The following is a 17337-nucleotide window of genomic DNA, read 5'->3' on the forward strand; positions in this document are numbered from 1 at the left end:
TTGTGAAAATAATAAATAAATGTTAACATTTTGTATTTAATTTATTTGACTTTAATCAATTAAATATGACTTTCAACTGTTTTAAACGCATTTTGACCTGTTAAAATGTAATCCAGCTTAATATCGTCTTCATTCACATCTATTTTATTATCCAAAGGTTTAAAGAAAGATAAGCCTATTTTTAAAATACCTGGCTTACATTTCCTTAAAAACCTGTCATAAAACCCTTTTCCGTAACCTACTCTATTACCAAATTTGTCTACTGCTAGCAATGGGACGAATACAACATCTAGTTGTTGCTCATTTATAGGTATCCCATTTTCATCTGGTTCTGGAATACCATATTCATTATTTATAATCTTGGTCTGATCTGTTAATAAGTAATGAGACATTGAAAAATCATCAAAATTTGATTTAGAAATAACGATGTTTTTATCCTTTCCCTGGAGTATGTGTAATAAATACTCTGTATTTACCTCTTTATGACGTTTTATAGGGAGAAAAATATGATAATTAGAATACTCCCAAATATCAAGTTTCAATGCTTGATTTGCTATTTGTAAACTGTACTCTTCTACTTGATCTGAAGTAAGTGTTTTCCTGAGTTGAGCGTACTTCTTTCTAAGTTCTTTTTTACTCTCCATCTTTGGATATATGAAATATCGCATCTCCCTGGTATACTAGCGGACTATAATTCACATTAATTACATAACCAGCATGAGGTGCTTTTACCTTGTATCTTAATTCTCCATAAGGATCTGTTATAACAGCAATAAACTCATCCTTTTCTACTCTTTTACCACAATCTACCTTTGGGTGCAATAGACCAGAATATCTTGCTCTTATCCATTTTGAGTTAGTAATAATTACAGACTCCTTTTCTGCCACTGGAACTTCAACACTTGGGTCTAACATTTTTAAATGATCCAACACTCGTATTGCGCCATTTACTGCTGTAGAAACCACTTTTTTATCACTATGACTAGACATTCCTCCTTCAAAAAGCAGGTATTTCTTATCCAGACCAGAGCACGTCGCTCTAAATGTCTTTTTAATATTGCTACCATGCATCAAAAACGGCGCATTAAACACTTTGGCTAGATCCCATGACTGCACTTCTAGCTGGGACACTCGTAAATGAGGCGCATTAAAACGTTGTGCACCACCAGTGTGAAAATCCATTACTAAATCCACAAGGGGTAAAATCTCTTTAGTAATTTGATAGGCAAACCTACTGGCTAGCGCACCTGATTTAGTTCCTGGAAAAACTCTATTTAAATCTCTACCGTCAGGAAATTCTCTCTGACCATTTAGAAAGCCAAAAACATTTAAAACCGGTATGGCGATTATAGTACCTATTGCTGGCTTATTTAAATTCTTAGAAATAATCTGGCGTACCGTCTCGATACCGTTAATTTCGTCACCGTGAATACCACCAGTAATTAGTACCACAGGACCTGCTTTCTTACTACGATTAATAATAACAGGCACTTCTATACTAGTAGACGTATAAAGTTTTGCCATATTAAAATTGAGCTTATAACTTTTGCCTGGCTCAATAACCGTATCAAAAATCTTAATTTCTTTAAGCATTTACACCTTTTTCAATATATTTAATAATCTCACCTGCTATATTCTTATTTGTAGCTGCTTCTATCCCTTCTAGCCCAGGAGAACTATTCACTTCTAGTACTAATGGCCCACGACTACTCTGTAATAAATCAACACCACACACACCGAGACCTAAGGATTTTGCTGCATTTATAGCAGTCTCTTCTTCTTGCTTAGATAACGTGATACTCTTTGCGGTACCACCTCTATGTAGGTTAGACCTAAACTCACCTTCTTGCGCCTGTCTTTTCATCGCACCTACTACCTTGTCTCCAACTACAAAGGCGCGCAAATCTGCACCACCAGCCTCTTTAATAAACTCCTGTATAATAACACGAGTTTTCAATTCATTATTAGCATCAATAATAGCATCTGCCGCCTCAATTGTTTCTGCTAGATTAACTCCTACACCTTGTGTTCCCTCAAGAACCTTAATAACTACAGGCGGTCCGTCTACACGTTTACAAATATCATCAGTATGCTCGCCAAAGTTGGTAAATACCGTCTTAGGCATGTCCACACCACTTCTAGAAAGCAATTGCAGGCTTTGCAATTTATCCCTACTTCTTACCAGTGCCATAGAACTAACAGTTGTAAAACAGCCCATCATTTCAAACTGTCTTACGATTGCAGTACCATAAAAGGTAATACTAGCACCTACACGAGGTATGATAGCATCTGGTGTAACGAGACGTTCTCCATGATAATAAACCGTAGGTTTTTGCTTTTCAAGTTTTATATCACAATGGAGCACATTAATTGCTTTTGCGATATGCCCAGCTTTTCTAGCTTCTTCTATGAGTCTTTTGGTACTGTAGAGACTTGTACTACGAGATAAGATATTAATCTTCATGCTGTGATTGTAAATATGAAACGTCCTGTAACTCAGGATCTACTATAAATCTAGGGGAAAGAAATTTACGGCCTATTAAAACTGGATATCTCATTTCTTCACGATTGCTTAAAGTTAAAGAAATTTTATAGAGTTTCTTAAAAAGTCTGATATTTCCTTGAACTTCATATCGCAAGTCTACACTACCATTACTACTGCGCACACTAGTAATTTTATATACTTCAAAACTTAATCGCTTACCATGATACTGTTCATGCTCCACATCTAGAAGTGTGGCGTGTAAAACACCATCTATCTCTTCTATATCTTTGCAGTGAATACTACTGGTATATGCGCCGGTATCAATTTTAATGTCAATCCCTTCTATCTGTAATCTAGGGAAATCTGCTCGATCTGTGCGACCTATGATTATTTTTTTTGTTGTCAATTTTGCGTTTAATTATTAAAACAAAGATGCATTATTATTGCACGATACAATACGTGCATATCATAAATTATAAGAAACCTTGTGAGAGATGTTCCGCTTTCGCGAAAGCGAGAAAACATCAAACTTCATTTATTAAAAAAGCAAATACATTACAACTAAAAACAGCGCCATTAACACAGCACATATTCTTTATGAAGTCAGTGCCTGATTAAGATCTTCTAATAAATCATCTACATCTTCTATTCCCACGCTTAGTCGTATCAATGAATCTACGATACCTGTTTTCTCGCGATCTTCTTTAGGTATACTAGCATGAGTCATGCTCGCAGGATGCCCAGCGAGAGACTCTACACCACCTAATGATTCTCCTAAAGTAAACACCTTTAAATTCTCCACAACCTTAACTGCACTTTCTAATGTACCAGCTTTTGTACTAAAAGAAACCATACCGCCGTAATCCTTCATTTGCTTTTTAGCAATTTCATGATTAGGATGATCTTCAAAACCTGGCCAGTACACTTTATCTACATTAGGATTTGATTTTAATGCATGAGCAACATCTTTACCATTTTCACAATGACGTTGCATTCTTACATGAAGTGTTTTTATACCTCGCAATACTAAAAAGCAGTCTTGTGGACCAGGAACAGCACCACTTGCATTTTGTATAAAGTACAATCTCTTAGCCAGCGCTTCATCATTTACGACTAGAGAACCCATTACAACATCGCTATGACCACCTAAATATTTAGTAGCGCTGTGCATAATAATATCTGCACCTAAATCTAAGGGCTGTTGTAAATATGGTGTTGCAAATGTGTTATCTACTGCTAGAAGTAATTGGTGCTTTTTAGATATTCTTGAAACGGCTTCTATGTCTATAATATTCATCATAGGGTTAGTAGGCGTTTCTACCCAAATAAGTTTTGTGTTACCATTGATGTGCTTCTCAATGTCAGCAGCGTTCTCCATTCCTACAAAATGAAACTTGATACCGAAATTTTGAAAAATCTGTGTGAATAATCGGTAAGAACCACCATATAAATCGCTAGTAGAAATTACCTCATCACCAGATTTTAATAATTTAAGCACCGCATCAATAGCGGCAAGACCAGAACCGAAAGCAATTCCATAAGCGCCATTCTCTAGACTAGCCATAGATTTTTCTAACGCATTACGAGTAGGATTACCACTACGTGAGTATTCAAAACCTTTATGTCCATGTGGTGTACTTTGTTTAAAAGTAGTGGTTTGATAAATGGGTGGCATTACAGAATTATAGGCTGGATCTATATTCTCCTGACCGCCGTGAATGGTTTTGGTATTAAATTTCATATCCTTCTTTTCTTAGGTATAAAAGTAAAAGCTAGTTTTAAAACCGGCTTGCTTTTTAAAATTTATTTAATTGTTCTTAATCGCCTTCCTAATAGCAAGAGCATAACCTAGGTGTATACCTTCATGAATATTATTCATACTTAGCGCCTCTTCTACATTGCGCATTTTATAACCAGTACTAGTGGTGTACTCCTTAAATTCTTTAAAAACTCCACTTTCATAGTCTGTTTTAGTTTTTTCTATAAGATCTAATAGCATGACTTTATACTCTTCTATCTGTTCTTTGCTTACCTCACCATCTGGCATGGTACCGTTACCATATTTATCTGCTAATTCTTTGGTTACAGATTTTTCTAGACCTGAAAGCCCATAAACCAGACCTTGTTGTGCTGTGATACTGTGCACAATATTCCAAATGATATTGTTTCTAAAACCTTCTGGAATCAGATTTAATTCATCCACGGTAAGCTGGTCTATAAGGCTTAAAAATATTTTTCTAGTGGTTAGATTATGTTCAAATAAGTGATTCATGTAACGTTGTATTTAATTTATGATTGATTTTATTCCGCTTTAGCGAAAGCGAAACCAGCATATTAATTAATATTAAGGCTAAAGATATTCCTTATCAAAAAAGCTATCGTAATTTTGCTATATGAAAAATCTATTCATTTATCTAGATAGCTGTAATACTTGTCATCGCATTAAAGTTGAGTTAGAACTTACTGATGACATCGCTTTACAAAATACTAAAGAAGAACCTGTAACTATGGATCAGGTTGAATTTTTAAAAGAACAAGCTGGCTCTTATGAGGCACTTTTTAATAGAAGAGCGCAATTATACAGAGGTCGCGGTCTTCATGAAAAAGACCTGACAGAAGAGGATTATAAAAACCTTTTATTGGATCATTATACGTTCATAAAAAGACCGATTCTTATATATAATAACCAAGCTTATATAGGTAACTCTAAGAAAGTAGTTGCTGCTGCGCAAGAGGCTCTATCTTAAATGAGTAAAAGAACGGTTGCTATTATTTGTGGCTTTTTAGTAGCATTATTTTATGCTTATAACTTTACAGCTGCAAAGGAAGTCACTCCAGAGCATGTAGGACCTTTCGGTCTGGCATGGTATAGAGTTGTAGCTACTTGTGTAATATTCTGGGGTATTTCCCTATTTACTAAGTCCAAAGAAAAAATACCTTATCAAGAATTACCACTTATTGCTCTAGCAGCTTTTTGTGGTGTAGGTTTTAATATGGTTACCTTTATGTGGGGCCTGTCATTAACGTCTCCCATAAGCGCATCTGTTTTAATGGTGAGCACACCTATAATTGTACTGGTATTGAGCGCTCTTTTTTTAAAAGAACGACTGCATTCTTTACGTATAGTAGGTATTCTAATTGGATTTTCTGGTGCAGCTCTATTAACTTTACTTTCTACTGGAGAAGGTGCAGAGGCAAAAGACCCATTTTTAGGTAATATACTGGTTCTAGTGAACGCTATTTCTTATGGAATCTATATTTTACTGGCTAAAAGGTTAACTGCAAAGTATGATGTATTCATGCTTATGAAGTGGTTGTATTTTTTTGGTGTATTAATTATCACACCTTTTGGCATCTCTCAGGGATTAGAATTTGAAATCACAACCGCTAGCACGGAGACTTTACTGAATATAGGTTATGTGGTGATTTTTGCTACATTTGGGACCTATATGCTCAATATTATAGCTATAAGAACATTAAAGCCCAGCGTAGTTGCTGTGTTTATTTATTTACAACCTTTACTAGCAACAATTATAGCAGTAGGACTGGATAAAGATGTGATTACCTGGCAAAAACTTGTTGCTGGGTTATTGATATTTTCTGGTGTATTTTTAACAGGACTGAGGGGAAAGTCCCAATAGTATTACTTTACTATTCTCCCTTTCTTTCTTTCTTTTTTCTCTTTCTTTTTTCCTTTTTTTTATCATTAATGATTGCTACCCACTGTATGGCTTCAAAAACATCATTAAAGGTTTTAAATTTCACTGGTATAAAAATAGATTCAAAATTAGCATTTTTACGTGCTAGCTTGTTTTTTACCACAATTCCATAACCATGTAATTTAAAAGCATACATAGTAAACTTAAACCAATCAACTGGTTTTACATTATAGTCATTAATACGATTAGAAATATATACGACATCACTACCATCCGATTGATAAAAAGGAGTGATATCTTCGATAGCTACTTTTGCATTTTCCCAAGAAAAGTCAGTACCGCTTTTAATTTCTGATACAAAAAAACCATCAAAAAGATAGAAGTCCCCAAAAGAATAGTTCAATTCTTTTAAGACTTCCCCATAGAAAACAGAATCTTTAATCGATTGCATAGGCCATAAAAATAGATGACTTTATCAAAAAAAATAAAAATGATATTATATCCTTTTTATTTTTTCGATTAAATGGAGATTTATCTACTTAAAAGCACAAATACCTTATAAGGAAATTAAAATAGTAAACAAATTACAAATTGCTATAGTAAAGCAACTTTGATCATTTACAGTAGAAAGAAAACACTAACGCAATATTCTATATGACTTCTTTTATTCTAGGATATTTAATATCGTAACACTTAGAATTGGATCAAAAACATCGTTAAAAAATTGAAAGTAAATAGGTACAGATAAGGATACTAACTTTAAGTTTTAGGTCCAAGTTCGATTTATGATACAATCTTATAAGATTTCAGTCTAAGTTTATACTTGTTAAACTCACAACACATCAATAAATTATTTAGTTATATCAAGATCTTTAGCAAACTGTCCATGCGATCTAGTATCTGATTTTTGTAATATTTTAAAATCTGCAGATCTAGGAAAGTTTTTAATTTTATCGTGTAATTCTGGATGTAAAGCAGTGATTTTACGTTCTCGTAAATTCATCCATGCACCAGTCATTAAACCTCGTGCAACATTGCGACCTTTATAGTCATAAAAATTATGTACAAAACTGAATAGGCTACCGTCTTCACTCATACCGGTCACTTCACAACTTACTGTAATAGGTTTACCTTGATGTATTTCTTTAAAATAGAATATGTTTTCATTAAAAATGACCGGTCCAGTTTCATATTGAGCCATTTCTCTATGACCAAAGTCGTTCTCGATTAAAAATGCCATACGTGTATGACTCATAAAATTTTGATAGGCACTGTTTGCCATGTGTCTATTTGCATCTAGGTCACTCCATCTTACATCAAATTCTTTGGTATACATAAAATCTTATTTTTAAGTAAAGATATTATATGCGTGCATAGTAAAGAAAAGGTTTAGAGAAAATTTAATTATTTCGCTTTCACGAAAGCGGAAAGAAAATCAACTATACTGTTATTTCTAGCTTCAACTTCTTCATCGCTTTCCACAAATACCAAGCTGTGATTATAGTAGAAAGGAAATCTGCTATAGGGAAACTAATCCATACTCCAAATTCACCATATAAATTAGGGAGAATTAATAGCAATGGAATAAGAATAATAGCCATTCTTAAAAGTGTTAATAATAAAGCAGGAATCGCTTTACCGATAGCCTGATAATATGCAGAACCTATTAATTGAATAGAAATAATAGGAACCGATAGAAATACCAGTTTCATAGCAAAAGATGCTTGTTCTATCACTTTAGGATTATCTGTAAAAACATCGGCAATTTGATATGTAAAAAAGAAGAGCCCTAAAAATATAAGAACACCTAATCCACAAGATATTTTAATAGAAGTATAGGTAACCTCACGCACTCTATCCCACAATTTTGCACCATAATTATATCCTGCAATAGGTAAAAACCCTTGTGTAACACCCATAACTGGGAATAAAGCAAACACCATCATACTACCTATAATACGGAATACCGCGACACCGTCTGCACCACTTAATTCAAATAAAATATTATTCATAATTAGGAAGATAAAGCTAGAGGTTGCTTGCCTAGCAAGTGTTACAAACCCTAAACTCCCCACTTCTTTGAGAATTATCCAATCTGGAAGTAAATCTTTAAAAGTGCAAATCAACTCACTTTTTCCTGATACAAAAAACTGTAATACATAAGCAAAACAAAGAAAGTAGCTAACGGTAGTCGCCCAAGCAGCACCAGCCATTCCCATATTTAATCTATTGATGAAAATATAATCCAGTATCAAATTACCTACAGAAGGTATAAGCATTGCTATCATGGCATGCTTAGGAGCACCTTCGGCACGAATCACATTATTACCCATCATGCACAATGCAAGAATGGGAATTCCATAAAAAACAATTTGGTAATAGACTTTAGCTGGTTCAAAAAGAGCACCTCTACCACCGAATGCTGGCACTAAAGAATCTACAAATAGCAATCCGAAAACGGTCATTAACAAAGTAATGACCACAGTAAGCGATAACATATTTCCAAAGGTGCGTCGTGCTTTATCCATACGGTCTGCACCTAGAGCTCTAGATATGATACTAGATCCACCTATACCTATAGCCATCCCTAATGCTGCTACAAAAAAAGAGATAGGTAATACAACACCTATTGCTGCGAGAGCATCAGAGTTTATCCAGTTACCGACAAAAATACTATCTACCAGTATATTAAGAGACATTACTAGAATACCTATCGATGCAGGAACTGCTTGCTTAATTAACAGACTGGTTATGGTCTCTGTTCCTAAAAGTTGAGATTTACTGGCTGGCTTTGTAGACATAAGATGTAAAAGTACTCTACTCTAACTATTTTACCTATTTAACGATAAAAAGGCTTTTCAAATTAATGAAAAGCCTTTTTATAATTCTATTTACAGACATGGTTAAGCAGTGACATCGCTCATCGCCCATTCATCTATCCAGCGGGATAACACTTTTACCCAATCTTCACGATCGTTAAGACATGGTATTACATGAAATTCTTTACCACCTACTTCGTGAAAAATTTCTTCTCCTTCCATCGCTATTTCTTCTAGAGTCTCTAGACAGTCACTAACAAATGCTGGTGTAGCAATAGCCATTTTTTTAGTACCACCTAATCCCATTTTTTCAATGGTACGATCTGTATACGGTGTTAACCATGGATCAAAACCTAGACGTGACTGAAAGCTAGTAGAAAACGTACCGTCTTCCATACCTAAATACTCACCTACTAATCTAGTCACCTCTTTACATTGATGGCTATAACAAAATTCATGAGCAGGTGATGGTGTAGAACAACATTTACCATCCATTCTACAATGTGATTTAGTAATATCACTTTTTCTAATATGTCTTTTAGGTACACCATGATAGGAGAACAATAAATGCTCATAATCTTTACCTTCTAACGACTCTTTAATAGACTCTGAAAGGACACGTATATAATCAGGGTGGTTATAAAAAGGAGGCATTTGAGTAAATGACATGTGTGGAAACTTCTCCTGACGCAATTCTTCGGCAAGAACCTGAATAGTCTCTGTCGTTGCCATAGCAAACTGAGGATATAATGGAAGTAACAAAACCTCATCTACACCTTGATCATTTAATTCCTTAAGACCGTCTTCTATGGTCATAGCTCCATAACGCATCGCTAGAGCAATAGGCACACTAGTAAAAGAATCTATCTTGTCTTGTAACCTCTCTGAAAGAACTATTAACGGACTTCCCTCTTCCCACCATATTTTGCCATAAGCTTCGGCACTTTTTTTAGGCCTGGTATTTAAAATAATTCCTTTAACCAGAATAGCTCTTAAAATGTAAGGCAAGTCTATCACTCGCTCATCCATTAAAAACTCATCTAGATATTTCTTTACATCTTTGGGTGTTGGACTATCTGGAGATCCCAGATTCACCATTAATACGCCTTTTTTCATAGTTATCTTATACTGACACAAAAGTCGGCAATATGGTTAATTAATTACTAGAATCTTATTTAAAAGATTTGATACCAAGATTGATGTTCTTTATAATTGTTAAATTCACTGCATGTCTTTCAAAATACAAAATTATATTACTATAAATTTTAACTGGAAAAGTAGTATCTATTTTTTACTGGCATTTGTACTTTTCACACCACTAGGCACTGTATCTCATGAAGCTGGACATTATCTTGTTGCTCAACGATATTTCAAAAAACCGACCTTACATTATGGTTATGTGAATTATGGAGAATGGAAACAACAACCAGAAATGAATAAATGGTACTCACAACATAGCGATAGTGATGGTCAAGTTTATGAAGAGGATATACAAACTTTAGAAATTTACAGAAAGAAAGCTCAAAGACATGGACTATATTCCACGCTAGCAGGACCTTCACAAACCATGTTATTTGGAACCATAGGTTTTCTATTACTTTATTTTAATAATAGCGATAAATTCAAATTTAAAAACTGGATCGCAGTCTATCTAGCATATTTTTGGTCTAGAGAAGTATTTATTTTTTTATCCTTAGTAATAACACGTCTATTAACTGGACAAATCCCTTTACAATCAGATGAAGTCGTCATTGCTTATTATTTAAAAATACCATTGTTATTACCTGCTGCTATTTTTGGCCTGTTAGGTATTCTAGTTTTGACTTATACAACTTTCAATAAAATACCTATTGAACACCGGTTTACCTTTATAATATCAGGTATAGTAGGTAGTTTTATCGGTTTTATTTTATGGTTGCGTTTTCTAGGACCTATTATAATGCCTTAATTCAATCTACTTTTATCTTCTATATCCCAGTCTTCATCTTCATCATTTTTATCCTGATTAAAGTTGAATTTACTCAAATCTTTATTTTTATAACGCGTCCATATAAATAGAGGCATCACAATAAAGAATATAAATAAGGTAGATAGACCTATCACTTTATGCCCTAGAGCTACCTGATCATGGTCTAAAAAATAAAACCCTACTCCTATGGCTAGTAAAGCACATAGTAGTAGGATTCCAAGAAATTTTAAAAAATTCATATTTTATATATAACATCGTCTTCGACAGGCTCAGACTGACATTTTATTTATACTCCAGGTTAAACGGTTACCGTCAGATTCAATTCTGCCAGTTGTTCATTATCAATGGCACTTGGCGCGTCTATCATCACATCGCGACCACTGTTGTTTTTAGGGAACGCGATAAAGTCACGTATAGTTTCCTGACCACCTAAAATAGAAACTAATCTATCAAAACCAAAAGCAAGTCCTGCATGTGGTGGCGCTCCATATTCAAAAGCGTCCATTAAGAAACCGAATTGTGCACGAGCTTCTTCTGGAGTAAACCCTAAATGGTCGAACATAAGAGCCTGTAATTCTTTATCAAATATTCTTACAGATCCACCACCTATTTCATTTCCATTCATAACAAGGTCATAAGCATTTGCACGCACATTACCTGGATCTGTTTTTAATTTCTCTATATCCTCTGGTTTAGGAGAAGTAAATGGGTGGTGCATTGCGTGGTAACGCTCTGTATCTTCATCCCATTCAAGAAGTGGAAAATCTATTACCCATAGAGGAGCAAAATTATTTGGATCACGCAATCCTAGACGCTCTGCCATTTCCATTCTCAAAGCACTTAATTGTGCACGAGTTTTATTTGCAGGTCCTGACATCACACAGATTAAATCACCTGGCTCTGCACCAGTTGCTTTTGCCCAGTTTGCAAGATCTTCTTGAGAGTAAAATTTATCTACACTAGACTTATAAGTCCCATCTAGATTGCATTTTGCATACACCATTCCAGTGGCTCCTACTTGTGGACGTCGTACCCAATCGATTAATTTATCGATCTCTTTACGTGTCATGCTCTCTCCACCTGGCACTGCTATTCCTACTACTAGCTCTGCCTCGTTAAAGATTTTAAATTCTCCCGCTTTCGCGAAAGCGTTCAAATCAGCAAACTCCATCCCAAAGCGAATGTCTGGTTTATCGTTACCATATTTCTCCATTGCCTCGTTGTAAGTCATTCTAGGAAACTCAGCAACGTCTACGTTTTTCACTTTCTTTAATAAGTGACGTGTCATCTCTTCAAAGATATTCAACACATCTTCTTGCTCTACAAATGACATCTCGCAGTCTATTTGTGTAAACTCTGGCTGGCGGTCTGCACGCAAGTCCTCATCACGGAAACATTTTACAATCTGGAAATATTTATCCATACCACCTACCATAAGCAATTGCTTAAAAGTTTGTGGCGATTGTGGCAATGCATAGAACTGCCCTTCATTCATGCGCGATGGCACAACAAAGTCACGCGCACCTTCTGGTGTAGATTTAATAAGTACAGGCGTCTCAACCTCGATAAATTCTTTGTTTGCTAAGAAATTACGCACTTCCATCGCGACCTTAGAACGGAAAATCAAGTTCTCACGTACTGGATTACGACGTATATCTAGGTAACGATATTTCATACGCAACTCTTCTCCACCATCAGTTTTATCTTCTATGGTAAAAGGAGGTGTCTTAGAAGCACTTAAAATTTCTAGTTCTTTTACTAGGATCTCAATTTCTCCTGTAGGTATATTTTTGTTTTTAGACTCACGCTCAATTACAGTTCCTTTAACTTGGATTACAAACTCGCGTCCTAGTTTTTGAGCTTTTTCAATAAGAGCTTTTTCTGTACGCTCTTCATCAAAGATAAGTTGAGTAATACCATAACGGTCTCTCAAATCTACCCAAACCATAAAACCTTTGTCACGGCTTTTTTGAACCCAACCGGCAAGTGTTACTTCTTTATTTATATCGCTAGCACGCAGGCTACCACAATCGTGTGATCTATACATATTTAAAACTTCTAATAAGCATGCAAAAATAAACCGATTTCACACATAAATACATAACCATAAGGTAAAGATTTGATTAAAAGTAGAAGATTAACATCCATAAATACCATTTTAAAATTAAACTAATTAACTGAAATACAGATTTTTAAAAGTTTAATGTAAACTTAATGTTACTTAAATGTTGTTTTAATATGTTTTTAATGTTAACTTTGGATGTAATAAAAAGAACGAACGATGAAGAAATTAATGATTTTTGCGGCAATGATGCTTGGTGTGGTTGCAATGGCACAAGAGGTAAAACCTACTTTTGAAAACACTGAAGATGGAACAGTAAAAGCAACCTATTTTCATGAAAATGGAACAGTTGCACAAACAGGAACTTTTCTAGATAATAAAAGACACGGTGAGTGGATCAGTTATAATGCTGATGGTCAAAAAACTGCTAAGGCAGAATATAAAAACGATAGAAAAGCAGGTAAATGGTTTTTCTGGAAAGGTGACCAGCTTACTGAAGTAGATTATAATGAAAACGCTATCGTTTCAGTAAACACATGGGTAAGTAAAGAGCCTGTTGCTACTAACAAACCATAGTTCAAGATTATTTTATAATCTTAAAAATCCCTTTCTAAAATTTTAGAAAGGGATTTTTTTATGCTTATCCATTATTTAAGTTAATAGGTATGGTGTTTGATGGTTATCAAAAACCAAATCAACCAACATGAAACACATTATTCTTACCTTTACCTTGCTTTTTTCTATAATTTCCTACTCTCAAAGTGACGAGTTAGAAACCCTCCTATCTATTAAAGTAGGGGCCATTGGCGGTTGGGCTTCTTTTGAGCAACCGATTAATGATAAACTATTGATTCATCTAGAATTTGGTCAAGAATTTGGGCTCTATAAAAATCTTTTTAGTTCCAAAACTGAATTCATCGCAACGAATACTTTAAGCTTAGAACCTAGATATTATTATAATAGACAGAAGAGAAAAGAAAACGGCAAATCCATAACTACGAATACAGGTAACTATATAGCCCTAGAATTGCAACGTGTACCAGACTGGATGACCTATTCCAGCGATGATAATGTCCGTATAAGTAAAGCTACAAGCATTTTTCCTAAAATAGGTATGAAAAGAAGAATAACAAATTTCTCCACCTTTGAACTAGCAGGCGGTATAGGCTATCAATGGGATGATAATGGAAGAAACGGTATAGCTGCAGCTCTGGATATTAAGCTTTCTTTCGTTCTATTCAATTTCACACAATTAAGAAGAAATATAAACGGTCTATAACAACGTGATCTTTTAAAAAAATTTAATCCCTTTCTAAAATTTTAGAAAGGGATTTTTTTATCTTTAAAGTATAAGTTTTATACAAAACGCACGACTAAATCTTAACATACTTTTGTTTAAACATTATGTGTGATAAGTTAAACAGATTGTATCTTTACATCAAATCATTGAGATTATGGCAACTACTAAAAAAGCACCTGCAAAAAAGACCGCAAAGAAGAAGGAAATCACTAAGCACGATATCCTTACCGCATATATGGACTATGTTCTAGAACATGAAAAAACCCCTAAATCGGTTTACAAATTTGCTAAGGATAACAACATGGCCGAGCAAGATTTTTATAATCACTTCGGTAGTTTAGATAGTTTGCGCAAAGATATCTGGAATACATTCTTTACCATGACTATGGATGTCTCTCATAAAAATGAAGATTATGCACATTTCTCAAATAGAGAAAAGATGCTTACTTTTTTCTATACATTTTTTGAAATCCTGACTCTTAATAGAAGTTATGTGCTGTATACTCTTAAGGAAAATCCGCACATGATGAGCAAGATGGAACAGTTAAAAGACCTGCGCAAGCACGTAAAAAACTTTTCTAAAGACTTAATCATGCAACGCAATGAGAATAAAACTAACATTTTACTAGAACGATCTGAAACTATTTATAGTGAAGGTGCCTGGATACAAATGTTGTTCTTACTTAAATTCTGGATGGATGACGACAGTGCTGGTTTTGAAAAAACTGATATGGCTATAGAAAAGTCCGTAAACACCATTTTTGACGTTTTTGATAACACACCACTAGACGCTGTTCTTGACTTTGGTAAATTCCTTTGGAAAGAACGCATGTCGTAAATAAACTTAAGTTGAAATCTAAACTTAAATTTAAAAAATACCGTAAGCTCAAAACTTTTGACGCTTTCTAACAAGTTTCTATTATTCCGCTTTCGCGAAAGCGTAGTTACTGAACAATTTTATCATTAATAACATTCAAAAGTGTCACACTGAGCTTATCGATGTGGATTACCTAACTAGATTGCTATGAAAACACTAGACAAAATACCTACCAGTAAAATAGGCCGTACTACAGAGCTAGTAAAGACTGGCGCAAAAATCGGTGCTAATTACATCAAGTACTATTCAAAAAAAGCAGTAAACCCTTCTATGGATCGCTCTTCTCTTGATGAAGATAATGCGACAGATATTTATGATGGTTTAAAGAGTTTAAAAGGTAGTGCACTCAAGGTAGCGCAAATGCTATCTATGGATAAGAGTCTGTTGCCTGGCGCTTATGTAGAAAAATTTAGTCTAGCACAATTCAGCGTGCCACCACTTTCTGCTCCGTTAGTTAGAAAAACGTTTAAGAAATATCAAGGTGCTTTTCCAGAAGAGATTTATGATACTTTCTCAAAGGATTCTGTGAACGCAGCAAGTATAGGTCAGGTACACAAAGCGACTAAAGATGGTAAGGAACTAGCGGTAAAAATTCAATATCCTGGTGTGGCAGAGTCTATAGGTAGTGACCTCGCTATGGTAAAACCTATTGCGATTAAGATGTTTAATTTAAAAGGTGAAGACTCAAAAAGATACTTTGCAGAGGTAGAAGATAAATTAACCGAAGAAACAGATTACACACTTGAGGTAAAACAAAGCATAGAAATTACAGAAGCCTGTTCTCACATCCCTAATCTTAAATTTCCTACCTATTATCCAGAATTATCTAGTAAGCGCATCATCACGATGGACTGGATGACAGGGCAACATTTAAGCGAGTTTGCAGCAACAGACTTCTCACAAGAAACTGGTAATAAACTAGGACAAACCCTTTGGGACTTTTACATGTTTCAAATGCACGGTCTAAAAGCCGTTCATGCAGACCCACATCCTGGTAATTTCTTAATTTCTAAAGATGAGGAATTGATTGCCATCGACTTCGGTTGTATTAAAGAAATCGTGGACGAATTTTACCAGCCGTATTTTGAACTGGCCGTTCCTGCAAGCATTAATAATCCAGAAATTTTTAGAGAAAAATTATTTGAATTAGAGATTCTACGCAAAGATGATAGCGAGAAAGAAATTGTTTATTTCAGCGCTTTATTTCACGAGATGCTGAGTCTATTTACAAAACCATTCCAAGAAAAGACATTTAATTTTGCAGATTCTGGATTTTGGGATGAGATTTCTTCTCTAAGTGAGAAATATAGCAATGATAAAGAATTGCGTAAGATGAATGGTAACCGTGGTAGCAAGCACTTCTTATACATTAACCGTACGTTCTTTGGTCTTTATAATCTTTTACACGATTTAAAAGCCACTGTTAACACCCATGAATATGTGAAATATCTAGAAGAGAAAGGTTTTAAGAATCATAGTGCGTTGTAGGTAGCACAATTAATAATGATCCCAAAACTTCTTGCCCCAGCCCTAAAGGGTGGAAGTTTTTAACCTTTCGTTTATTACAGATTCTATCTCAATAACAACCTTTTCATAATCTTTTATTACCTGAAGATCTGTGAATCGGATAACATCTACTTTATATTTTGAAATTTCTAAGGTTCTGTCTCGGTCTTTTTCTTGTTGCTGTCTAGTAAAATGATAACCTCCATCAACCTCTATAGCTAGTCGTAATTATATGACAATAAAAGTCCAAAACATAAAGATTAAACGGATGCTGTCTTCTGAATTTGAAATTTTTAGGTTTAGTTTTTAAATATCCCCATAATTTATCTTCAGATTCAGTAGTATTTGCACGCAATTGAATCGCAAATCTTCTTACATCAGCGGTTGCTCCTGCAAACATCCCTTCGATTTTTAGATAATCTATCTCCTCTTTTATCATCTCATATTATTCAAGATATAGAAACCTCACCCTTTAGGGTTGGGGAAAAGGTTTCGCTTCTATAGTTCACAAAACTTATTTCATTGATAAACAATGTAAGAATGATCCCAAAACTTCTTGCCCTATCCCTAAAGGGTAGAAGTTTTTAGTCTTTCAATCAATTGTTACAAATATTGTTTTTGAAAACAGTCTCATTATAACTAGAATTACTTCAAACAAAT

The 17337-nt window shown here is 34.6% G+C and carries 22 protein-coding genes; 8 read left to right on the top strand and 14 right to left on the bottom strand.

What is annotated here, in order from left to right; all coding sequences use genetic code 11:
• Positions 1–59 precede the first annotated feature (59 nt).
• The 4 genes from LY01_RS01095 to LY01_RS01110 are packed head-to-tail and all read right to left on the bottom strand — an operon-like array spanning position 60 to position 2891.
• Positions 60–644, bottom strand: a complete 585-nt coding sequence (locus tag LY01_RS01095; protein WP_104513970.1) for a 5-formyltetrahydrofolate cyclo-ligase — start codon at positions 642–644, stop codon at positions 60–62.
• Positions 634–1593: a succinylglutamate desuccinylase/aspartoacylase family protein gene (locus tag LY01_RS01100; RefSeq protein ID WP_170034459.1), complete on the bottom strand. Its 960-nt coding sequence runs from the start codon at positions 1591–1593 to the stop codon at positions 634–636. Before LY01_RS01100 ends, LY01_RS01095 begins: the two co-directional genes overlap by 11 nt.
• Positions 1586–2464, bottom strand: a complete 879-nt coding sequence (rimK, locus tag LY01_RS01105) for a 30S ribosomal protein S6--L-glutamate ligase (RefSeq protein WP_104513971.1) — start codon at positions 2462–2464, stop codon at positions 1586–1588. The genes LY01_RS01100 and rimK overlap by 8 nt, the downstream gene beginning before the upstream one ends.
• The gene (locus LY01_RS01110; RefSeq protein WP_104513972.1) at positions 2454–2891 is read right to left on the bottom strand and encodes an ATP-dependent zinc protease family protein; all 438 of its coding nucleotides are present in this window, start codon (positions 2889–2891) and stop codon (positions 2454–2456) included. Before LY01_RS01110 ends, rimK begins: the two co-directional genes overlap by 11 nt.
• A 26-nt stretch (positions 2892–2917) precedes the next feature.
• Here LY01_RS01110 and LY01_RS14980 point away from each other — a divergent pair, with 26 nt between their 5' ends.
• A complete protein-coding gene (locus tag LY01_RS14980) occupies positions 2918–3103 on the top strand; it encodes a hypothetical protein (protein WP_146080354.1) in 186 nt (61 codons plus the stop codon).
• On the opposite strand, the gene LY01_RS01115 is transcribed toward LY01_RS14980, so the two are convergent.
• The gene (locus tag LY01_RS01115; RefSeq protein ID WP_104513973.1) at positions 3081–4226 is read right to left on the bottom strand and encodes a trans-sulfuration enzyme family protein; all 1146 of its coding nucleotides are present in this window, start codon (positions 4224–4226) and stop codon (positions 3081–3083) included. The genes LY01_RS14980 and LY01_RS01115 overlap by 23 nt on opposite strands.
• Before the next feature lie 66 nt (positions 4227–4292).
• Positions 4293–4757 carry a DinB family protein gene (locus LY01_RS01120; RefSeq protein WP_104513974.1) on the bottom strand — a complete coding sequence of 155 codons (465 nt, stop codon included), beginning with the start codon at positions 4755–4757 and terminating at the stop codon, positions 4293–4295.
• 121 nt (positions 4758–4878) lie between these two features.
• Here LY01_RS01120 and LY01_RS01125 point away from each other — a divergent pair, with 121 nt between their 5' ends.
• Together LY01_RS01125 and LY01_RS01130 are read left to right on the top strand one after the other, a co-directional pair.
• Positions 4879–5232, top strand: coding sequence for an arsenate reductase family protein (locus tag LY01_RS01125; protein ID WP_104513975.1), 354 nt, complete (start codon positions 4879–4881; stop codon positions 5230–5232).
• Positions 5233–6126 (top strand): DMT family transporter, encoded by an 894-nt coding sequence (locus LY01_RS01130; protein ID WP_104513976.1) that lies wholly within the window; start codon positions 5233–5235, stop codon positions 6124–6126.
• Between the two features lie 10 nt (positions 6127–6136).
• Here the strand turns inward: LY01_RS01130 and LY01_RS01135 are convergent, their stop codons facing one another.
• The 4 genes from LY01_RS01135 to hemH all read right to left on the bottom strand — a co-directional run bounded on the left by LY01_RS01135 (position 6137) and on the right by hemH (position 10079).
• On the bottom strand, positions 6137–6595 hold the full coding sequence (locus LY01_RS01135; protein WP_104513977.1) for a hypothetical protein: 459 nt from the start codon (positions 6593–6595) through the stop codon (positions 6137–6139).
• Positions 6596–6994: 399 nt separating this feature from the next.
• Positions 6995–7480 (bottom strand): acyl-CoA thioesterase, encoded by a 486-nt coding sequence (locus LY01_RS01140; RefSeq protein WP_104513978.1) that lies wholly within the window; start codon positions 7478–7480, stop codon positions 6995–6997.
• A gap of 103 nt (positions 7481–7583) precedes the next feature.
• Positions 7584–8945, bottom strand: a complete 1362-nt coding sequence (locus LY01_RS01145; protein WP_104513979.1) for an MATE family efflux transporter — start codon at positions 8943–8945, stop codon at positions 7584–7586.
• 102 nt (positions 8946–9047) lie between these two features.
• The gene (hemH, locus tag LY01_RS01150) at positions 9048–10079 is read right to left on the bottom strand and encodes a ferrochelatase (protein ID WP_104513980.1); all 1032 of its coding nucleotides are present in this window, start codon (positions 10077–10079) and stop codon (positions 9048–9050) included.
• Positions 10080–10191: 112 nt separating this feature from the next.
• On the opposite strand from hemH, the gene LY01_RS01155 reads away from it, so the two are divergent.
• Positions 10192–10911: a hypothetical protein gene (locus tag LY01_RS01155; protein WP_104513981.1), complete on the top strand. Its 720-nt coding sequence runs from the start codon at positions 10192–10194 to the stop codon at positions 10909–10911.
• Here LY01_RS01155 and LY01_RS01160 read toward each other — a convergent pair.
• Positions 10908–11171 (bottom strand): hypothetical protein, encoded by a 264-nt coding sequence (locus LY01_RS01160; RefSeq protein ID WP_104513982.1) that lies wholly within the window; start codon positions 11169–11171, stop codon positions 10908–10910. The genes LY01_RS01155 and LY01_RS01160 overlap by 4 nt on opposite strands.
• Positions 11172–11230: 59 nt before the next feature.
• Positions 11231–12979 (bottom strand): aspartate--tRNA ligase, encoded by a 1749-nt coding sequence (gene aspS, locus LY01_RS01165; protein WP_104513983.1) that lies wholly within the window; start codon positions 12977–12979, stop codon positions 11231–11233.
• Positions 12980–13213: 234 nt separating this feature from the next.
• Here aspS and LY01_RS01170 point away from each other — a divergent pair, with 234 nt between their 5' ends.
• From LY01_RS01170 to LY01_RS01185, 4 genes are all read left to right on the top strand, one after another.
• Positions 13214–13570: a toxin-antitoxin system YwqK family antitoxin gene (locus LY01_RS01170; RefSeq protein WP_104513984.1), complete on the top strand. Its 357-nt coding sequence runs from the start codon at positions 13214–13216 to the stop codon at positions 13568–13570.
• 127 nt (positions 13571–13697) lie between these two features.
• Positions 13698–14273, top strand: a complete 576-nt coding sequence (locus LY01_RS01175; RefSeq protein WP_104513985.1) for a hypothetical protein — start codon at positions 13698–13700, stop codon at positions 14271–14273.
• Positions 14274–14448: 175 nt separating this feature from the next.
• The gene (locus tag LY01_RS01180; RefSeq protein WP_104513986.1) at positions 14449–15132 is read left to right on the top strand and encodes a TetR family transcriptional regulator C-terminal domain-containing protein; all 684 of its coding nucleotides are present in this window, start codon (positions 14449–14451) and stop codon (positions 15130–15132) included.
• 186 nt (positions 15133–15318) lie between these two features.
• Positions 15319–16659, top strand: a complete 1341-nt coding sequence (locus LY01_RS01185; RefSeq protein ID WP_104513987.1) for an ABC1 kinase family protein — start codon at positions 15319–15321, stop codon at positions 16657–16659.
• Positions 16660–16701: 42 nt separating this feature from the next.
• On the opposite strand, the gene LY01_RS15380 is transcribed toward LY01_RS01185, so the two are convergent.
• Positions 16702–16893 carry a DUF559 domain-containing protein gene (locus tag LY01_RS15380; RefSeq protein WP_104514702.1) on the bottom strand — a complete coding sequence of 64 codons (192 nt, stop codon included), beginning with the start codon at positions 16891–16893 and terminating at the stop codon, positions 16702–16704.
• A complete protein-coding gene (locus LY01_RS01195; protein ID WP_104513988.1) occupies positions 16883–17116 on the bottom strand; it encodes a DUF559 domain-containing protein in 234 nt (77 codons plus the stop codon). Before LY01_RS01195 ends, LY01_RS15380 begins: the two co-directional genes overlap by 11 nt.
• Positions 17117–17337 lie beyond the last annotated feature (221 nt).

The sequence above is a fragment of the Nonlabens xylanidelens genome (genome assembly GCF_002934445.1).
Lineage (GTDB): Bacteria > Bacteroidota > Bacteroidia > Flavobacteriales > Flavobacteriaceae > Nonlabens > Nonlabens xylanidelens.